The sequence below is a fragment of the Brumimicrobium mesophilum genome, assembly GCF_003025005.1.
Classification (GTDB): Bacteria; Bacteroidota; Bacteroidia; order Flavobacteriales_D; family Crocinitomicaceae; genus Brumimicrobium; species Brumimicrobium mesophilum.
In genome coordinates this window covers 129,343-146,259 of the sequence record NZ_PVSS01000006.1, presented here as the reverse complement: position 1 = coordinate 146,259, position 16,917 = coordinate 129,343, and the positions used below count along the sequence as shown (strand labels likewise).

Annotated in this window: 16 protein-coding genes and 1 pseudogene; 2 read left to right on the top strand and 15 right to left on the bottom strand. The window is 33.7% G+C overall.

Going from position 1 to position 16,917, the window contains the following annotated elements; genetic code table 11:
* Nucleotides 1-82 precede the first annotated feature (82 nt).
* On the bottom strand, nt 83-1,144 hold the full coding sequence (gene aroB, locus C6368_RS07880) for a 3-dehydroquinate synthase (protein ID WP_107038643.1): 1,062 nt from the start codon (nt 1,142-1,144) through the stop codon (nt 83-85).
* A 132-nt stretch (nt 1,145-1,276) separates the two neighbouring features.
* On the opposite strand from aroB, the gene C6368_RS07875 reads away from it, so the two are divergent.
* Nucleotides 1,277-2,449, top strand: coding sequence for a proline dehydrogenase family protein (locus tag C6368_RS07875; protein WP_107038642.1), 1,173 nt, complete (start codon nt 1,277-1,279; stop codon nt 2,447-2,449).
* 139 nt (nt 2,450-2,588) lie between these two features.
* Here C6368_RS07875 and C6368_RS07870 read toward each other — a convergent pair whose 3' ends face one another.
* From C6368_RS07870 to C6368_RS07835, 8 genes are all read right to left on the bottom strand, one after another.
* On the bottom strand, nt 2,589-3,041 hold the full coding sequence (locus C6368_RS07870) for a DUF1569 domain-containing protein (protein ID WP_107038641.1): 453 nt from the start codon (nt 3,039-3,041) through the stop codon (nt 2,589-2,591).
* 117 nt (nt 3,042-3,158) lie between these two features.
* Nucleotides 3,159-3,887 carry a DUF3291 domain-containing protein gene (locus C6368_RS07865; protein ID WP_159038504.1) on the bottom strand — a complete coding sequence of 243 codons (729 nt, stop codon included), beginning with the start codon at nt 3,885-3,887 and terminating at the stop codon, nt 3,159-3,161.
* A gap of 179 nt (nt 3,888-4,066) precedes the next feature.
* Entirely contained in the window at nt 4,067-5,401 is a 1,335-nt protein-coding gene (locus tag C6368_RS07860) for an OmpA family protein (RefSeq protein WP_107038639.1), read from the bottom strand.
* 67 nt (nt 5,402-5,468) lie between these two features.
* Nucleotides 5,469-5,651 carry a hypothetical protein gene (locus tag C6368_RS07855; protein WP_159038503.1) on the bottom strand — a complete coding sequence of 61 codons (183 nt, stop codon included), beginning with the start codon at nt 5,649-5,651 and terminating at the stop codon, nt 5,469-5,471.
* Nucleotides 5,652-5,789: 138 nt separating this feature from the next.
* Nucleotides 5,790-6,155 (bottom strand): DUF2200 domain-containing protein, encoded by a 366-nt coding sequence (locus tag C6368_RS07850; protein WP_107038751.1) that lies wholly within the window; start codon nt 6,153-6,155, stop codon nt 5,790-5,792.
* A gap of 22 nt (nt 6,156-6,177) precedes the next feature.
* Entirely contained in the window at nt 6,178-6,516 is a 339-nt protein-coding gene (locus tag C6368_RS07845) for a DUF1801 domain-containing protein (protein WP_107038637.1), read from the bottom strand.
* Nucleotides 6,517-6,594: 78 nt separating this feature from the next.
* Nucleotides 6,595-7,242 (bottom strand): DNA alkylation repair protein, encoded by a 648-nt coding sequence (locus C6368_RS07840; protein ID WP_107038636.1) that lies wholly within the window; start codon nt 7,240-7,242, stop codon nt 6,595-6,597.
* An 83-nt stretch (nt 7,243-7,325) separates the two neighbouring features.
* Nucleotides 7,326-8,054: a tRNA-uridine aminocarboxypropyltransferase gene (locus C6368_RS07835; RefSeq protein ID WP_107038750.1), complete on the bottom strand. Its 729-nt coding sequence runs from the start codon at nt 8,052-8,054 to the stop codon at nt 7,326-7,328.
* A gap of 405 nt (nt 8,055-8,459) precedes the next feature.
* Here C6368_RS07835 and C6368_RS07830 point away from each other — a divergent pair.
* Nucleotides 8,460-8,915: pseudogene (locus C6368_RS07830) on the top strand (transposase); the annotation flags it as partial.
* A gap of 181 nt (nt 8,916-9,096) precedes the next feature.
* On the opposite strand, the gene C6368_RS07825 reads toward C6368_RS07830, so the two are convergent.
* From C6368_RS07825 to C6368_RS07800, 6 genes are all read right to left on the bottom strand, one after another.
* Complete coding sequence (locus tag C6368_RS07825; RefSeq protein WP_107038634.1) at nt 9,097-10,536, bottom strand: choice-of-anchor V domain-containing protein; 1,440 nt, start codon at nt 10,534-10,536, stop codon at nt 9,097-9,099.
* 338 nt (nt 10,537-10,874) lie between these two features.
* Nucleotides 10,875-11,606, bottom strand: coding sequence for a porin family protein (locus C6368_RS07820; RefSeq protein WP_107038633.1), 732 nt, complete (start codon nt 11,604-11,606; stop codon nt 10,875-10,877).
* 6 nt (nt 11,607-11,612) lie between these two features.
* A complete protein-coding gene (locus C6368_RS07815) occupies nt 11,613-12,476 on the bottom strand; it encodes a hypothetical protein (RefSeq protein WP_107038632.1) in 864 nt (287 codons plus the stop codon).
* Between the two features lie 195 nt (nt 12,477-12,671).
* Nucleotides 12,672-14,039, bottom strand: a complete 1,368-nt coding sequence (locus tag C6368_RS07810) for a hypothetical protein (protein ID WP_159038502.1) — start codon at nt 14,037-14,039, stop codon at nt 12,672-12,674.
* A 54-nt stretch (nt 14,040-14,093) separates the two neighbouring features.
* Complete coding sequence (locus C6368_RS07805; RefSeq protein WP_107038630.1) at nt 14,094-14,630, bottom strand: methyltransferase family protein; 537 nt, start codon at nt 14,628-14,630, stop codon at nt 14,094-14,096.
* Between the two features lie 75 nt (nt 14,631-14,705).
* Nucleotides 14,706-16,814 (bottom strand): Tex family protein, encoded by a 2,109-nt coding sequence (locus C6368_RS07800; RefSeq protein WP_107038629.1) that lies wholly within the window; start codon nt 16,812-16,814, stop codon nt 14,706-14,708.
* Between the last annotated feature and the right edge of the window lie 103 nt (nt 16,815-16,917).

The window sequence follows — 16,917 nt, the reverse complement described above, 5'->3', positions numbered from 1 at the left end:
GAATAACTTCAATTAAACATATTATGGTTTACTATATAATGCTGAACCGCAGTTAACGCCTCTCAATATGAAGCACTCACAATCACATAAAAACTTTTTTCAAAGCTTCCAAGATTTGGTCTTCTTCTAGTTGATAATCCACAGTTGATTCTCCAATGGCATTCAAAAGGGTAAAATTAATTTTAGCTCCTTGGTTTTTTTTATCGTGAAACATTAACTGAATTAGATTTCCAAATTCGGCCTCGTCTATTGCTAATGCGGTATATGTATTTCGAATATAAGTTTCAATAATTGAAAATTCCTCTGATGATAACCCAGCCAAAGAAATAGAAAGATAAGATTCTACTAACATCCCCCAAGCGACGCATTCACCATGCGTAATTTCAACTTGTTTTTCCAATAAACACCCTTCAATGCTGTGTCCAATAGTGTGTCCAAAGTTCAATTTTTTTCTATCCCCTTCTTCTTTGTAATCTTTATCAACGATATCAGATTTAATTAGGATTGCTGCCTCAATCAGTTCTGCAGAAGGAATTTCATTTTTGTCATTTACTAAGTCATTAAACAATGATTTAGAAGCAATTAACCCATGTTTAATCATTTCTGATTTTCCGGATAAAATTTCTTTTGGTTCCAAAGTTTTTAAAAATGAAGCATCACAAACAGTTAATTCAGCAGCTGAAAAAACACCCAGTTGGTTTTTATGTGGACCTAGGTTAATCCCCGTTTTTCCACCAACTGAGGCATCAACCATTGATAAAAGCGTTGTTGGAACATTGATAAAATCTAAACCACGCTTATAAACTGAAGCGATGAATCCGCCCATATCCGTAACTACTCCTCCACCGAGGTTAATTACCAAATCATTGCGTTGAATTTTATAATTTGTAAAAGCTTCCCAAACTTGAAAGCAAATTTCCATAACTTTATTCTCTTCACCAGAAGGCAAAAGAATTACTTCAGCATCTTTTAAAGCTTCAAAAGAAGTTAATACGAAAGGCCAACATTCCTGTTCAGTGTTTTCGTCTACAATTATAATTTTCTTGCTGTCCTTATACTTTGATGAGAGAAGAAAGTTAAAACTTGAACTCGTCAACATTCCCAGCTCTATTTTGTTATTTTTAGAGACGATTTGCTTTATCATGACTTTGATTTTTTAATGTCGGACAACAAAGCAACAGAAACTTTTTAACTTTTGGAAATAGAATTGTGAAAAAAAGTCTTAACAAGGTATAAAAAAGCTTGTGAATAAAAATTTAGAAATTAAATTTGCGAAATGATATCATTCGATAATACAGAAATCGCTTTCAAATACAAGTCTACTAAAGATTTGAAACGCGCGTATACCATGTTTAAACTTGTAGGAAAATCATGGTTGGTTCAATTTGGGAAATTCATGGTTCCAATTGCATTTAAACTGCGATTACCCATTAGTGGTATTATAAAAGCTACAATCTTCAAGCAATTCTGTGGAGGTGAAACAATTGACGATTGTGACGATACAATTAGAACCCTTTATGAAAACAATGTAGGTACAATTTTGGATTATTCAGTTGAAGGAAAAACAGAAGAGGAAGATTTTGATGCTACACGTGATGAAATCTTAGCAACAATTGAGAAAGCCAAAGGAAACAAAGGTATTCCTTTCTCTGTATTCAAAGTTACAGGTCTTTCACGTCATGGATTACTTGAAAAATTAAATGACGAAAATGCAGAACCAACGGTTATTGAAAAAATGGAATTTGCTAGAGTAATCAACCGTATTAATGATATCTGTATGCACGCAAATGCTTGCGCTGTTCCAATTTTTATTGATGCGGAAGAATCTTGGATTCAAGATACTTTAGACAGAATAGCTGAATCGATGATGGCCAAGTACAATAAGGAGACTTGTATAGTTTACAATACATTCCAAATGTATCGCCATGATAGATTGGAACACATTAAAGTTGGAATCGAAAAAGCAAAAAGAGCTGGATACAAATACGGAGGAAAAGTTGTTCGTGGCGCTTACATGGAAAAAGAACGTGATCGTGCTGTAGAAATGGATTACCCTTCACCTATTCAACCAGACAAAAATTCAACAGATATAGATTTTAATGCAGCCATTAAGCTTATGGTTGAAGAAATTGAACATTGTGCATTATGTTGTGGTACGCATAACGAAGATAGTTCTCATATGTTGGCAGAATTAATGGAAGAAAAAAACATTGCTAAAGATGATAAAAGAATATACTTCGCACAACTGTTAGGAATGTCTGATAATATCTCATTCAATTTGGCACACCATGGATATCAAGTTGCTAAATACGTGCCTTATGGACCAATCAAAGAAGTAATGCCCTACTTATTGCGAAGAGCAGATGAAAACACCTCTGTTGCTGGTCAAACAGGAAGAGAGTTGAATTTGATATCAAGAGAATGGAACAGAAGGAAACTTTTGAAATAATCTTTAATAGTTAATTGTCAGCGTTATAGATGGTTTAGATTGATAGCCTAAAAAGCTGATTTTCTAAATTTTGCTTCTTTATTTCCGTAACTAATTTCTGATAGAATTTTTTATTATTTTATTTCAAAATTTTCAAAAATCAAACCCCAAACTGGCTCAAGTGGTGATCTAAATGCTTGTAAAACATTATATTCCATTCAGAAATAGTTAATTTACCGAAAGAGTGACTTTCTCTATTGTCAAAATATTCAGTACCCAATTCTAATGTTCTCATGATATTAGAATTTAAACGTTCCTTTTCAAACAAAAAATCTTTTTCGCTTGTCACTAAGAATTCAGGAGCTGTTCGGCTGTTTTTAGCGTAAGCTTTTTCACCTACAACTATCTTTTTGATAAACGTTTTGAGAATCCATTTGGTAATTCCTTTTGGTTTAGGATGTTTGTCTTCATACAGGAACTCGTAAGTAACATTTAAATGTGCCAACATTTGATCAACGGTCATTTTTCCCCAAAGAGGTTTCGAGGCGACAGTTAATTTGTTTATTCTTTCAATAACTTCTTGTGCAACAGCTTTGTCAAATATATTTTTCATAAGGAATGTATTAGATGCTAAATATATTTAAAAAAACTGATTCGAAAATTGTCTTATGAAAATAAGTCTCCGTGCGATAATTGTAAAACGAATTACACAACTTGTCAAAAAGAAAAATTAAGATTGTTCAAGCTTAAGCTTACTCAACATATCGCCAACATCTTCACCATTCCATCGGCCCTCGAGTTTATAAGGTACAAATCGCGCAAAACACTCTTCAGAAAACCAATTGTATTTTCTTGTAAATTCGATAGCTTTTGAATGGGGTCCATTTTTTTTGTAAGCAAAATCCATCATTTCAGCTTTCGTTTTCCAAATACTTATGGTTGCTTGCTCAATTACTGGCCATTCACCTACTCCTATTGAAACAAGAACACCTTTGTAATTTTGTAAATCATCACTAATGTTACCCACCTTCCTCTTAAATGAAATTACCTTAGACATGCGGATTTTTGCTCTAGTTATAGCCAGAATTGGGTGTCCATTTTCCAGCGAAACTGACTTTTCAAAGGGCTGCCTTTTATCCCACAAGCCACGTGTCTCTGCAGCCTTGGCATAAATTGTAAAATTTTCTGAACTCTTGCTCTTGTATTTGTTGTAGAAGGCATTTTCCATGAAAAATTTCTTGGCATCAATCTCTGAATTCCAAACACATAATAATACGTAAGTTCCAAAATTTGGTTTAGCACTAAAACCATCTTTAGCCCCTGAACCAAGAATTTTATAAAAAGTTAATCCATCCACTTTTTTCATTGCTAAACGGCCTAATTGCATTTGCTTAAAAGCCCACCATTTAGCGGAGAAGTTGTCTAATTTAAAAAAACTGCACGTTGTAACTTGACTCATTTGAAATCCTTCGTTTTTCAATAATTTAATCGATATGGAAATATAGCATTTATACTTTTTCTAATTTAGTTTTTGATCCGAAATCTATGCAATATGCCTACATGGTGACCATAAAATTTCAAATTCTTCTGTATGACCAATTTTATAGATTTAAAGTACTATTTGACAAACTTGTTTACTTACAAAGATTTAAACTTTTCCTTTAAATCAGCCTCTTCTACTAATTTGAAAACTAAATTATCGTGCGATTTTGATTTGGTTAATGACTTTTCGCTTGCAAAATAGATTTGGTCGTCTTGAGTACTTTTATATAATCCAACAATTGAAATTTTCATACCTTGAGGAACATTATTAAAAATAAATTTATTGTCCTCTCGATATGAATAGGGAAGCACAGAGTTAATTTCCGAAAAAACGATGGAAATATCAGGTGAAAAATCCTCATTAATTTCTACCACAAAGTCTGTCTTTGGCCCATCACTTTTGTAAAATCTATCACAATTTATCCATCCCAAAGAAGATGAAGAAAGCATTAAATCTTTCATTAACATCTCACTTTCTGCATTTAAAGTGTCATACTTTTCTACACCTTTTTGAATAGTATGCCTTATTTTATAAGTAACAGTATCAATTTTTTCATACCACCATTGTGATTTTTTTATGGTATCTCCACCTTCATAATAAGTAACAGACCAACCGTAAGACGAGATGTCAGTAAATCCACTCCATGATTGATTCCAAATAACTTCATTATTATCTTCCGAACCTATAAAAATTCCAGTTCCATCATCTACTTCTCTGTCTTTGAAAAAGATGCCTAATGATTTATCCTCCTTTAATTGGATTTCTTCACCGTCTTGATAAGCCTCAATGTTTATCATTCCACGAGATTCGAGCAACTCATTATTGTTGGTGAGGGTAGTTAAGTTAGCGGAAATAAAATCAGATTTGTTATAATACTCCTTCACCTTGATGATTAGATCAGAAGACTTATTTTTCAGTGCAAAAACATCTTTTCCTATGTCTAAAACTGTTCCTTCTAGACAGGTTATTAAAGTGTCTTTTTGTGATGATATTTTGTAAACTTGAAAATCTTTATCCAAGGTTTCATATATAGAATTATTAGTGTCATAGTCTAAGATTATTTCTACTCTTCTATTATTGGCTTTTTCTATTTCTGTAAGTCCTTCATTAAGAACTTCACTTTCACTTTTTGAAAAAACATGAAACCTATTGTTTAATCCTTTCGAGATCAAATAATTTTTGACGCTTTTTGCTCTCTTCAAGGATAATTCTTTATTGTATTCGAAAGAAGCATCCGCATCTGTGTGCCCAATAATGCCAATTTCATTAATCTTTGAATTATTCTTCGTTACCTGAATAATAGCATCTAGTTTTAATTTGGTTTCATTTGTTAAGGAATGCTCATCTGTATCGAAATAGACCAATTCAGACTGACCAAAACAAATTAGAGTTGAGAAAACACTTAATACTGATAAAATGGTAATTTTCATAAAGACAGTAGTATTAATTGTAGTATTATAAGGTAGCTAATCTATAATTGAAGAAAATGACGACATTTTACCCAAAATGAATCACTAAAAATAAAACAATTATAAAGACAAAAACTCCATATATGGCAATTTTCATTTTAGAATCAATATTCTCGCTTTTATAAAGTCCATACAAACCAAACGGAGGCCAAAACATCAATAAAGTTCCAACCAACTGTGGACTGTTATACCATTTTTCTTTCGTTTTCATTGCTCTATGTTTTTGAGTGAACATTTAGAAAATCATCATTTTACAAACTTCATTTCAAGTAAATATAGGAAAACCTACTGAGAATAGGAAATAAAACTTGTTCAAAAAATAGTGTTATAAGCAGCAATTGAGTAAACCCTATCCTTCACGTAAAATCTTCTCCATTTTTCGACCTTTGGCCAATTCATCCACTAACTTATCCAGATATCTAACTTTTTGGGTAAGTTCATTATCGATTTCCTCAATACGATATCCACAAATTACACCTTTTATTAATGAGGCATTTGGATTTAATTTAGCCCTTTCAAAAAAAGTATTAAATGTAACTTTTTCTTTAATAAGCTCATTTATTTTATCTAAATCAAAACCTGTGAGCCATTCAATTACCTGGTGCAATTCATCTTGTGTTCTATCTTTTTTTTCAACTTTTGTAACGTAATGTGGATATACTGAAGCAAAAGTTAATTTCGCCACACGTTTATTATGTTCTTCTGTAACTTTCATTCTCATTTATTTTTTAAATCACCTACTCCGATATAGATTTAAACCATTCTTTCAATAGCTCTTCATTAATATCGCTCATTTTTTTAATCTTAATGTGCTTCAAGGTATTTCCGCTCCCTTCCAAAAGTCCATCAGGATCTTCGATTTTTTCTATGTTATAGAAACCAAGCGTTAAATGTTTTTTAGCATATCTGAAGTAAGCAAAATCTTTGGTCCTACAAAAAACAGGAAAACCCCATTTTATTTCTTCAGAAACTCCAGATACTGATTCATGAATCAACTTTCTCAAATGATCCAAGATTTCAACTTGCTCGTCTGAAGCATTGCTTATATAGTCTGTAACTTTTTGATTGAAGTTCATTTTATTCCACTTAATAATAATAATATTCTTCCTTTCCGAATAGCTAAGTTATTTATTTTACTAAAATTTGAAAACAAATTACCTTTTCAAACTCAAATAATACCTCCTCGTTTCGGAATCTAATTTCTTTATCGCGCCACGTATCATAATTCTAGGCATTTCGGCAGCGTATTGATCAAGAAAATTCCTTAATTTTTCTTCATCTCGTTTTCCAGCTTCTCTCACCCAACTTCCTACTGCAGTTTGAACGAAATGTTCAGTATCGTGAACTAGAATTTCAGCAATTTTAAAAGTATCTTCAATTTCATTTTTGCGAATAAAAAAATATGTACTCACAATGGCTGTACGGCGTTCCATTGGGTTTTTGGAATGCGCTAAATCATACAAAGGCTTCCTGTTCTTATCATGCAAGTATCCTCCAACAACATAAGGCGCTGCTCTGTCAACCATTCCCCAATCAACAATAAATTCATGATTATCGATGTAAGCTTCAAAAATGGTTTTCCGTTGTTCTTCGGAAGTTTTCTTGTTTCTTGCTTTCCAATCTAAAATTGAAACAGCACTGAGTTTTTGATCATCTGAGTTACTTTTCAATAATTTCACCACCTCATCGACTGGCATTTGCTGATATTCTTTCGCCAAAGCAAAAATTTCTCTTTTAGGAATTGCTCCAGGATAATCCCGATCAATCATTTCTAAAGTTTCTATGAATTCTTCAGCTGTCATTTGTTTTATTATTCTTATTGATTTGTGATAGCGTTTTAAATATGATTCCGGTTGAACTTAATCAATTTCAACATTATAAACAGCTAACCTTCTTGTTCAAAAAAAATATTTCTTTCCGAGTCTTTCTTGTACATGTTCTTCGGTATGTACTCTCTGTTCGCATTTGAATGATAGCTTTCATTATCTGGGTGAAGGATAAATTCGAGTTGATGCTCAATCATTTTTTCGAAAGGCAAAAGGAAATTCTCAGTGTTGCATTGTTCAAAGTCACCTTTCTTGAGTAAATTCAAGACAGTAAATACGGATTCAATCGTACTCAAACAAAGAGCTTCTGGTTGTTGCTTGATAATAAATTTCGATTTGATTTTATTGTCAAAACTCACTCTTTTTAGTTTTTGTAAGTTCTTACTCATTTTAAGCATTTTTCGAGCGCAAGGCCAAGTTCCATCAAGCAGGAAGATGTGCGGGTCATCCCCCATAAATAAAATGATTTCTGAACTTTCTCTGGTCGATAAGTTGAAATTATCTTTCCCTGGATAAAGCAAAAAAGAAGAACTATTTTCTTTATTCAGTATTTCATTCACACGTTTATTATCGGTGAAATCAACACCAACAATAATTTCTGAATTTTCAAGCTGAAGATTGGTCATACGTCCCGTTCCGTTTTTCTCCTTGTTGTACTCCATCGGGTGCATAAGAATAATAAACCTCGTCTTGGTGTGCAAAGGACTGATGTGTTTACAAATACAAGTGCTTGCAGGCCTTAAGCATTTGTAACATTTGATTCTTGGATTTTCTATTTCTAATTGCAAATTGAATGTTTTTTTGATTGGGTCGGATACCACATGTCAAACTTAGTTTTTTATTATGTCTTCTTCATAATTACCACCACCTTCAACTTTTGTTACATCATCCGCATTTAACAAAATTCGTTTTCTAAACTCATATAGAAATTCTATGAACTATTTTTTGGTTATTCTGAATTCAGAGATGCTCGCAGTGATTATAAGTTTTGTGTAAAACTACGTACAAAGTTGCAGTTTGAGGAATTTTAGCGAGTGTTTTATGGTTTCGGCTTTGAAGCATATTCCGAAGAATTCTGTGATTTCAATTACAGTTTTACCTGCTTTTGATTTTAATTCATTCCAAAGGAGTATGTTCATTAAACTGTGTCAAAATTTATTTTTTAAATAAAAATGAAGTAAATTTTGACGATTATGAAAGAGAAATTCGATTTTGAACAATTTTCGAAAGACCTGGTGGCCAGTGTCAAAACCGGAAAGCCTTTAACAGGGCATGGTGGAGTTTTCACTCCATTAATTAAAATGGTGTTAGAAGCATCTTTGGAAGCGGAAATATCAGAACATGTAAAAGAGACTAAACCTGCTAAGAACAGGCGCAATGGCTCTGGGAGAAAGAATATGGAGAGCAGTTTAGGTACTTTTGAGTTACAAACACCTCGAGACAGGAATGGTAGTTTTGAGCCCGCTGCAGTAGGGAAAAGGCAAGTCACATTATCAAGCGATATAGACAAGAAAATACTGGGTTTATATGGCTTAGGGATGAGTTATTCAGACATCCAAAGTCATTTAAAAGAGCTCTATGATTTTGAGATCTCCGATGGAACAATAAGCAGTATTACTGACCGAATCATTCCTGAGATTAAGGAATGGTAAAACAGACCTTTAGAAAGCGTTTATCCTGTCTTATGGCTCATTTGCCACCAATTGATGTCCGGCCGCTAAAATATCATTTGTAAACTTATCACTTCCCTCTTCCTTTCTATCTTCCCTTTAACTCAGAAAAAAGCACCGCCAATTGACGATGCTTTTCAAAAAATTGAATGTCACAGAACTATTTTTTGACAACTTTAATAGTTGAAATTCCTTGACTCCCTTTAATTCTTAAATAGTAAATTCCTGATTCTAAACCTTCCACATCTACTGAAGTGCTATTCACAGCTATTTGCTTGGCTATTTTTCCATTTGCATCAATCAAAGTGATTGTATTAATCTCACCAAACTGATTCATATTTTTAATTTCAAGAATATCATTAACAGGATTTGGATAAACTACAATTGATTCGATTTCAAATTCATCAATTGCAAGTAGATCAACAAAAGTACAATTAGAAGTTTCAACACAATTGTTTAGGGATATTTCTACGGCAAAATTTCCTGACACCATTGGAGTGAAAGTCATACTTGTCGCTCCAGAAATTGCTGCGTTTCCATTGTCACAATCTACCCATTGGTAAGTTGCACCAGTTTGGTTTGCAGTCAGTGTATCACCAACAATTGAAGTTGTATTATCAATTGTTTCCACAGCTAAAGTTAAGTTTACGGTGGAATCACAACCATCAATTGATTGGAAGATTTCAGTGTTTAAACCGGCATTTGATGCATCCAAAGTCTGTGTTCCAAAAGTTAAAGTTTCATTTTCACAAATTATTGCATTTGCAGTTGTTGTATAATTTGGATTAATCGTTACGCCTGTAGTTAAAGTACCTGAAGCATAAACATAATTAACGGTATACATTCCAGGTGTTGAAGCTGCAACATCAATTTCTCCATTTACTGCATTGATTACCAATCCTGATCCTGCACTAAATGTTCCGTTGGAAACACCAATTACTTGAGGAGCTTGACTCATTTCATCTGAACAAAATGGATTTCCAGGGTAAGTAAGTGATGGCTGAACAGATTCCGTAATTGTCATTGATTGAGGCGCTGTTACTTGATCTCCAGAAGTTCCTCCATTACCGTTTGCAGCTATTCCAATCCCATAAAAATTAACTGATCCTGTATTAGCAGCTGGAGCAGTCCAAGTTGCTTGAAAAGTTCCACTAGTTGATAAACCTAAATGTTCAACATAAGGTCTTCCTGAAATACTTACTGTTTGAGCTCCAGCAGAAGGAGAACTAAATGAACCACCGGCAGCATTTGCACTTGTTAGTGCTCCACCTTGAAAACCAAATCCGTTAGATGATCCTGAAACGGTATATTCAATGGTGTAATTGTTACCAGCCGTATAAGTAGTTACTGGAACTCCATTATCCAAAAGTTGCATTGAAATCGAAGCTCCAAAAGCTCCACCATTGTGACAAGCAGCACATGTTGCAGCAGACAAAGGACTTCCAGTTCGATCACCTAATCCATTTGATCCGGCACCACCTGAAGAGGTTGGTAGCGGCATGTAGGACTCAATTTTGCTTGTTGTTTCTGATAGTCCCGCAGAAATTAATGTCAAGGTAGCTGAACCAAGAGCAGCTATAAGTAGGTATTTTTTTATCATAGTAATGTTTTTTTAAATGTAGTGCCAATAATCTTTAGTTGTCATAACAATTATCGGCTATGTGAATAAAACGAACAATGGAGACAAAAAAACGGTGTAATCTAGCAGTTGATTAATGAATCATAAGAATTCTTACCCTTAGTTTCATACACATGAGCAGTGATGTACATTTCCCAACCATCAATTGTTTCCACAAATAAAACGCTCTAAGCGCTGAATTGTTCATTTTCCATTTTCAAAGCCATTCAATTGATGAGAATGACCAACACCACAATAGAAATAATTATTGCTTTCTCGTGTTGAAAACCTATCATTTAATGGATAAAATTTGTATTACTTTATAGTTCAGACTCATACACGGGTCTTCTTGCTTCTGCATCGCTTGTAATTCCACCAAGTCCGATGGTTAAAGAAAAATAATAATTATAATCCAACCCAGGTGAATCACCTAATTTATCATTGTTATTATTTATCCTCCAACTTGCATTCTCAAACGGCAATAAATATCCTGCCCTTAAATTAATTAAAAAGAACCATTGGAAAGAAGCACCTATTCCCAAATCTAAATTTGCTCTTGAAGAATGAAATTCCTTGTATTCAAGTGGATTATTGAAGTAATCATTAAAATTCGTTTCGCTAGCTGATTTTTCACGATATAAATAATTTAAACCATAACCTTTGAAACCAATATATGGATAGATAGAATAGCGGTAATTTTTGATCAAATCATATCCAATACTTAAGGAAGTCGATCGATATTCTGCCTCAGTGCTAAACGTTTCACTGCTTTTTCTCTGCGCAGTCTTAATAAAGGAAAAATTTGTAATCCATCTGTTGGTATATAATTGAAGTCCGATTCCAAAATTGATAGTAGGATGGTTTAAAGAGGGGAATCCGAATTCTGATAAAGCAGTGTTCAAATCACTGTTGTCAATTACAGGAATTTCAATTGGCATTATTATAAAACCTCCCAACACATCGTCGCTAAACTCAGCATCAGGAGTTTGTGCCATTGAAAAATTTGCAAATACAATCAAACTAATGATAAGGGCTATTCTTTTTAATTTCATGATGATTTATTTAATTTGATTATTCCCTTTAAATTCAAACATTAAACTACTTCCATTGGATAATTCAAATCCTAGTTCAGTTTGAAATGGTCTGACGTTATTTTCAAATGGAAAAATTACTGTAAACAAATAAGTTTGATTTTTCATGAGCGTCGTTTGTGGGAATACGGCAATGTAAAATGGTAAATTATTAATGCGTTTTAAAGTGATTTCTTCTTCCCCAATATATTTCATGTATTTGGTAATCACTAATTGGTCATCCGAAATCAGTCCCAAATTATGTGTTAAAGAGTCAACAACAAAATAATTGAGGGTATCCATAAAAACCATATTTAGTGCTAACTCATCTCTCACTTTCCAAACATCATCATATTTCGAAATAGTTGCGCAAATCGCTCTTTGCTCATCTATAAACCCATTTTTAATGTAATTGCTTAAATAATCAACTCTATTACTCAAGATTTTCCTGCTTTTTCCGAAAAAACGCTTTCTCTCGTCAACTGGACATACCACAATATCATAGCATTTTTCTATGGTCAAGTCGTTTACTAAAAGTTTAACACCTATCCTGAATGGAACAGGGAATATCGAATTTTTCACTGCACATTTGTCATAAAAAGCATCGGATACAAATTCCAGTTTATTAATTTCTACGAGGATTAAATCTATCACTTTAGCGTATTCATAAATACCACCAAATCTATTTAAATTACTGTATTTATTGATAATTTGAATAATTTCATCGTCGTATTCATCAATATTGACGGAATTATATTGAAATTTCCTATTTGAATTTTCGATAGAATAATAACTTTCGGATAGTGCTTTTTTTATTGTAATTCCAGCCTGTGAGAATTGAGGAAAACTCATGCAAAAAATGAAAAATACAAAGCGTTTAAATAGTTTCATAATTGAAAGATTACACCAATATTTATACCATCTTATTCAGATAATAAAATAGCCTGTAAAAATGTTATTTCAGCGTAATTTCTACATCAAGTTAATTATTCTCTGAATGCTTCTCAACCCATTATCAATGGGAGTTTTATAAAACATTTGTTTAGCTTATTTCCACTGGAATCTATAAAGAATATTATTCAATGAAACATATTGTACTAAGCCATTTTCATTGGTAATTACATAAGTTTTAGTTCTAAATTGTGATGTTACTCGCTTGCCAATTGAAAACCATCTACTTCTAAAGTCAGCAGCACCTTCCTTGTAAACATAGAAATGCCATCCATTTTTTAATCGATAATGATTGTAGTCTGTTTGTGTTGCCGTCCCTCCTCTCAAGTAATGTTTAGAATTGTAGTCAAAATGAAAATCTCCAGCAAATTCTGGTTCTGGTTCATTTTCGTTGGTCACTAGATCGACGCAATCTGCGGAAAAATTCACGGAACTATCAATTTCTGCGACTACGGTTGAAAATCCTAATGAATCTGAAATTTCATAATATAGTTTTCCTAAAATCTTCGAGTTTGGAGGGTTGAGTTGCATTAAAAGCTTGTGCTTGTCCAACAAGATAAAATCCAATGAATTACACGAGGTAAGAGTCAAACGATTCGAATCAAAATTTTCGAGCCAACTCATAACGCATGGAATGTTAACTAGAGGATATTTTTCAGCGACTTGACTTAAATTAAAGCTAGTGTCTGTGTAAGAATAATGGGTTAATTGCTTTTCAGAACTCCGTGAAATTGTCGGTCTGCCGAAATCATCCCAAAAATAATAAGTCGACCATTCATTCTTTTCAATTTCGTCGTCAGATTCAAGACTGTTAACTATTTTGACCTCATCTATGAGTGAGTTTTCATTCATTCGAACCGTTACTTGGGAATTACCTCGCTTAATTTGAGGAAGAACTCGTCTGTTGTTTACGACTTCCGGGGAATAAAACAACTCCGTTTTAAAATCCGTGTCAACAATGATTTGATTTAAGTTGTCATCATGAGAATGGTAAACAATATCTCGATTGATGTTTTCCTTAAACATTGTATCTCCATCCGTTCTAAAACGTTCGTAGTAAATCAATCTTCCCAGAGTATCAAACCGAAGTATTAGCAACCCTCTATCTCGACTATTGTCTTGATGGTTTAAAGAAAATGCTATTTCTTTCAATAAATATTCTTGTGGTGAACTTGAGTTGATCAATTGATTTTCGGATAAATAAACCTCACTAAATTCAACATCAGCGGTCTTATTTTTACCAGCTTCGTAGATTAGTTGAACAGGCCATCTCGATACGAATTGTTGGGTACTGGCATCCCATAAAATTTCGTCATTTACATTCAGTCCACCTTTCAACAGTTCCTTAATCGTGTTGTCATCATTCAAAAAGAAGTTTTTGGGATATGGATTTTCTTGAGCGTAGCAATTTGTGATTCCCGTAAATATAAAAATGAGTGATAAGAAAAGCGTTAATTTATACATAAGCATGTTTTATTTTGATACCTCTCATCGAATAAAAGAATTCAATTAAGCCAATTACTTATTCCTCTTAAAGTTCGGAATCCAATTTTTTGTTTCATTTTTATATTTCAAATACTCTTCTCCAAAGCGTTCCAACAAATCTTTTTCTTCCAAAGGTCTAACTAGAATATGCCACAGAATTGCACCTGAAATCGCATACAAAACCACAAATGTCGAACCAAAATATATACCAATCGAAATTCCTTGACCAATTCCCGAAACAGCCATAGGATTTCTCCAAACTTTATAAGTTCCTGATTTTACCAATTTCACCGCACAGTCTGTAGGTAATGGTGTTCCTTTTCCTATACTGCTCATCAAAAATGCACTATACAAAGCGAGCAAACTAAATCCAATAAATAATAAGGTTCCAATTACTTTTTGTGGAGAAAATGCAAAGCCGAAATACTCAGCTTCAATAAACCTTATTCCAAAAGGTAAAATAATCAAGAAAATGATCCAAAATAGAGAAGTTTGTAAATAGGTTTTCGTTAAAATCCATAAGGTGTTTTTTGACTTTGTTGGTTTGAAGAATTTATTGAATTGAGCCATATTTAATCAAAAATAAGATTTTACATGAAGTGGGGCGTTTGCATGGGAGATTGCATGGGCGATTTGCAAACGCCCCTACAATCGCCTCAACCCAATCCGTCCTCGTTCCACATCCAATTGAATCACCTCCACTTTCACATGTTCGTGTAGTTTAATATAATCCGCTGGATTCTCAACATACACATCTGCCAAATTCGATTTATGAATTAATCCGTTTTCTTTAATTCCGATGTTCACAAAAGCACCGAAATTCGTAACATTCGTAACTATACCATTTAGTTTTTTTCCTAGTGACAAATCATCGATAGATTTAACTGAACTGTCGAATTCTAGCACTTTTACTTTTTTACGTGGGTCACGACCGGGCTTTTTAATTTCTTTGATGATGTCATCAAATGTAAATCCATCAATGTAAGGGAAGTCTGCTTTTTTGAGTTGTTCCAAGACCTCCGCGTTTCCGATTAAATCTTGAACCGTCATTTTTAACTGTTTTGCCATTTTCTCAATCGAAGAATAAGATTCTGGATGAACAGCAGAATTGTCCAAGGGATTTTTGCCATCGACAATTCTCAAAAATCCTGCGCATTGTTCGAAGGCTTTTTCTCCTAACCTCTTTACTTTCTTTAATTCTTGTCGCGATTTAATCCCATTATTTTCTCTGCGGTATTCAACGATATTTTCTGCTAATTGTGGACCTAAACCAGAAACATAACTCATTAAATAAGGAGAAGCAGTATTGAGGTTCACTCCCACTTCGTTTACGCAAGAAATCACGACATCATCTAAACTTTCTTTCAATAATTTCTGATCCACTTCGTGCTGATATTGCCCTACTCCAATGGATTTTGGGTCAATTTTCACCAATTCAGCCAAGGGATCCATTAATCTTCTTCCAATAGAAACTGATCCTCGGACAGTCACATCAAAATCGGGGAATTCTTGACGAGCAATTGAACTCGCACTATAAACTGAAGCTCCATCTTCCGAAACCACAAAAACCATTACTTCAGTCTTGAAATTAATGTTTTTTACCATGAATTCCGTTTCCCGACTTGCTGTTCCATTTCCTATCGCAATTGCATCAATTTTGTATGCTTCAACTAATTGCCATATTTTACTTTTCGCTTTGTCTAATTCCTTCTGAGGCGCATGCGGAAAAATCGTGACATTCGTCAATAATTCTCCGGCTTCATCTAAACAAACAACTTTACAGCCTGAACGAAATCCTGGATCGATAGCTAAAATTCTTTTCTTTCCGAGTGGTGCCGCTAGCAATAATTGTCTCAAGTTTTCTGAAAATACATCAATGGCACTTTTATCGGCTTCTTTTTTCTTTTCAGTTAGTGCCTCATTCTCCAAAGCAGGATGTAATAAACGCTTGTAAGCATCTTGGTAAGCCAACTCAATTTGCTGCCCCATCAGTGAATTATTCTTCACATAAAAGCGATTCATAAAGTCAAAAATTGAATCTTCGTCAACGGCTACTTTCATTCTTAAATACCCTTCACTGTTCGCTCTGTAAATCGCCAAAAATCGGTAGGATGGACATTTTTTTAAGGATGAAGAATAATCAAAATAATCTCTGTATTTCTCCGCTTCTTCTGCTTTCGACTTCACTACTTTTGAAGTCAATGAACTATTTTTTTGGTAAGCTTTTCTCAATCGGCTTCTCACCGCACTATTTTCATTGATCCATTCTGCGATAATATCTCTAGCTCCAGCCAAAGCCGCTTCAGCATCTTTCACTTCTCCCTTCACGAAACTTTTGGCTGCGCTTTCTGGAGATTGGTTTCCCTGAGACATAATAATCTTTGCCAAACCTTCCAATCCCAATTGCCTTGCCGATTCAGCTCTTGTCTTGCGCTTCTTCTTATATGGCAAATAAATATCCTCCAACTCATTCATATTGAAACACGAGTTGATTTTCTTTTTCAATTCATCAGTTAACTCACCTTGCTCATCAATGGCTTTTAAAATCGTTTCTTGACGTTGAGAGATCTGTTTGAAGCTATCAGCAACATCACGAATTTGTGCAATTTGAACTTCATCTAGTCCTCCTGTTGCTTCTTTTCTATAACGTGAAATGAATGGGATAGTTCCTCCTTCGTTCAGTAATTTTAAAGTTGCTTCAATATTCTTCGATTGAAGTTGCGTTTGATTGATTATGTATTGTACTTCTTGCATGCTATTTTTTGAAATCTGAAAAAGGTAAAAATAATAAAATGTAGAATGGATAAAACTCTAAATATGTGGCAAAGCTCATAAACATTGAATAATCCGAATGAAG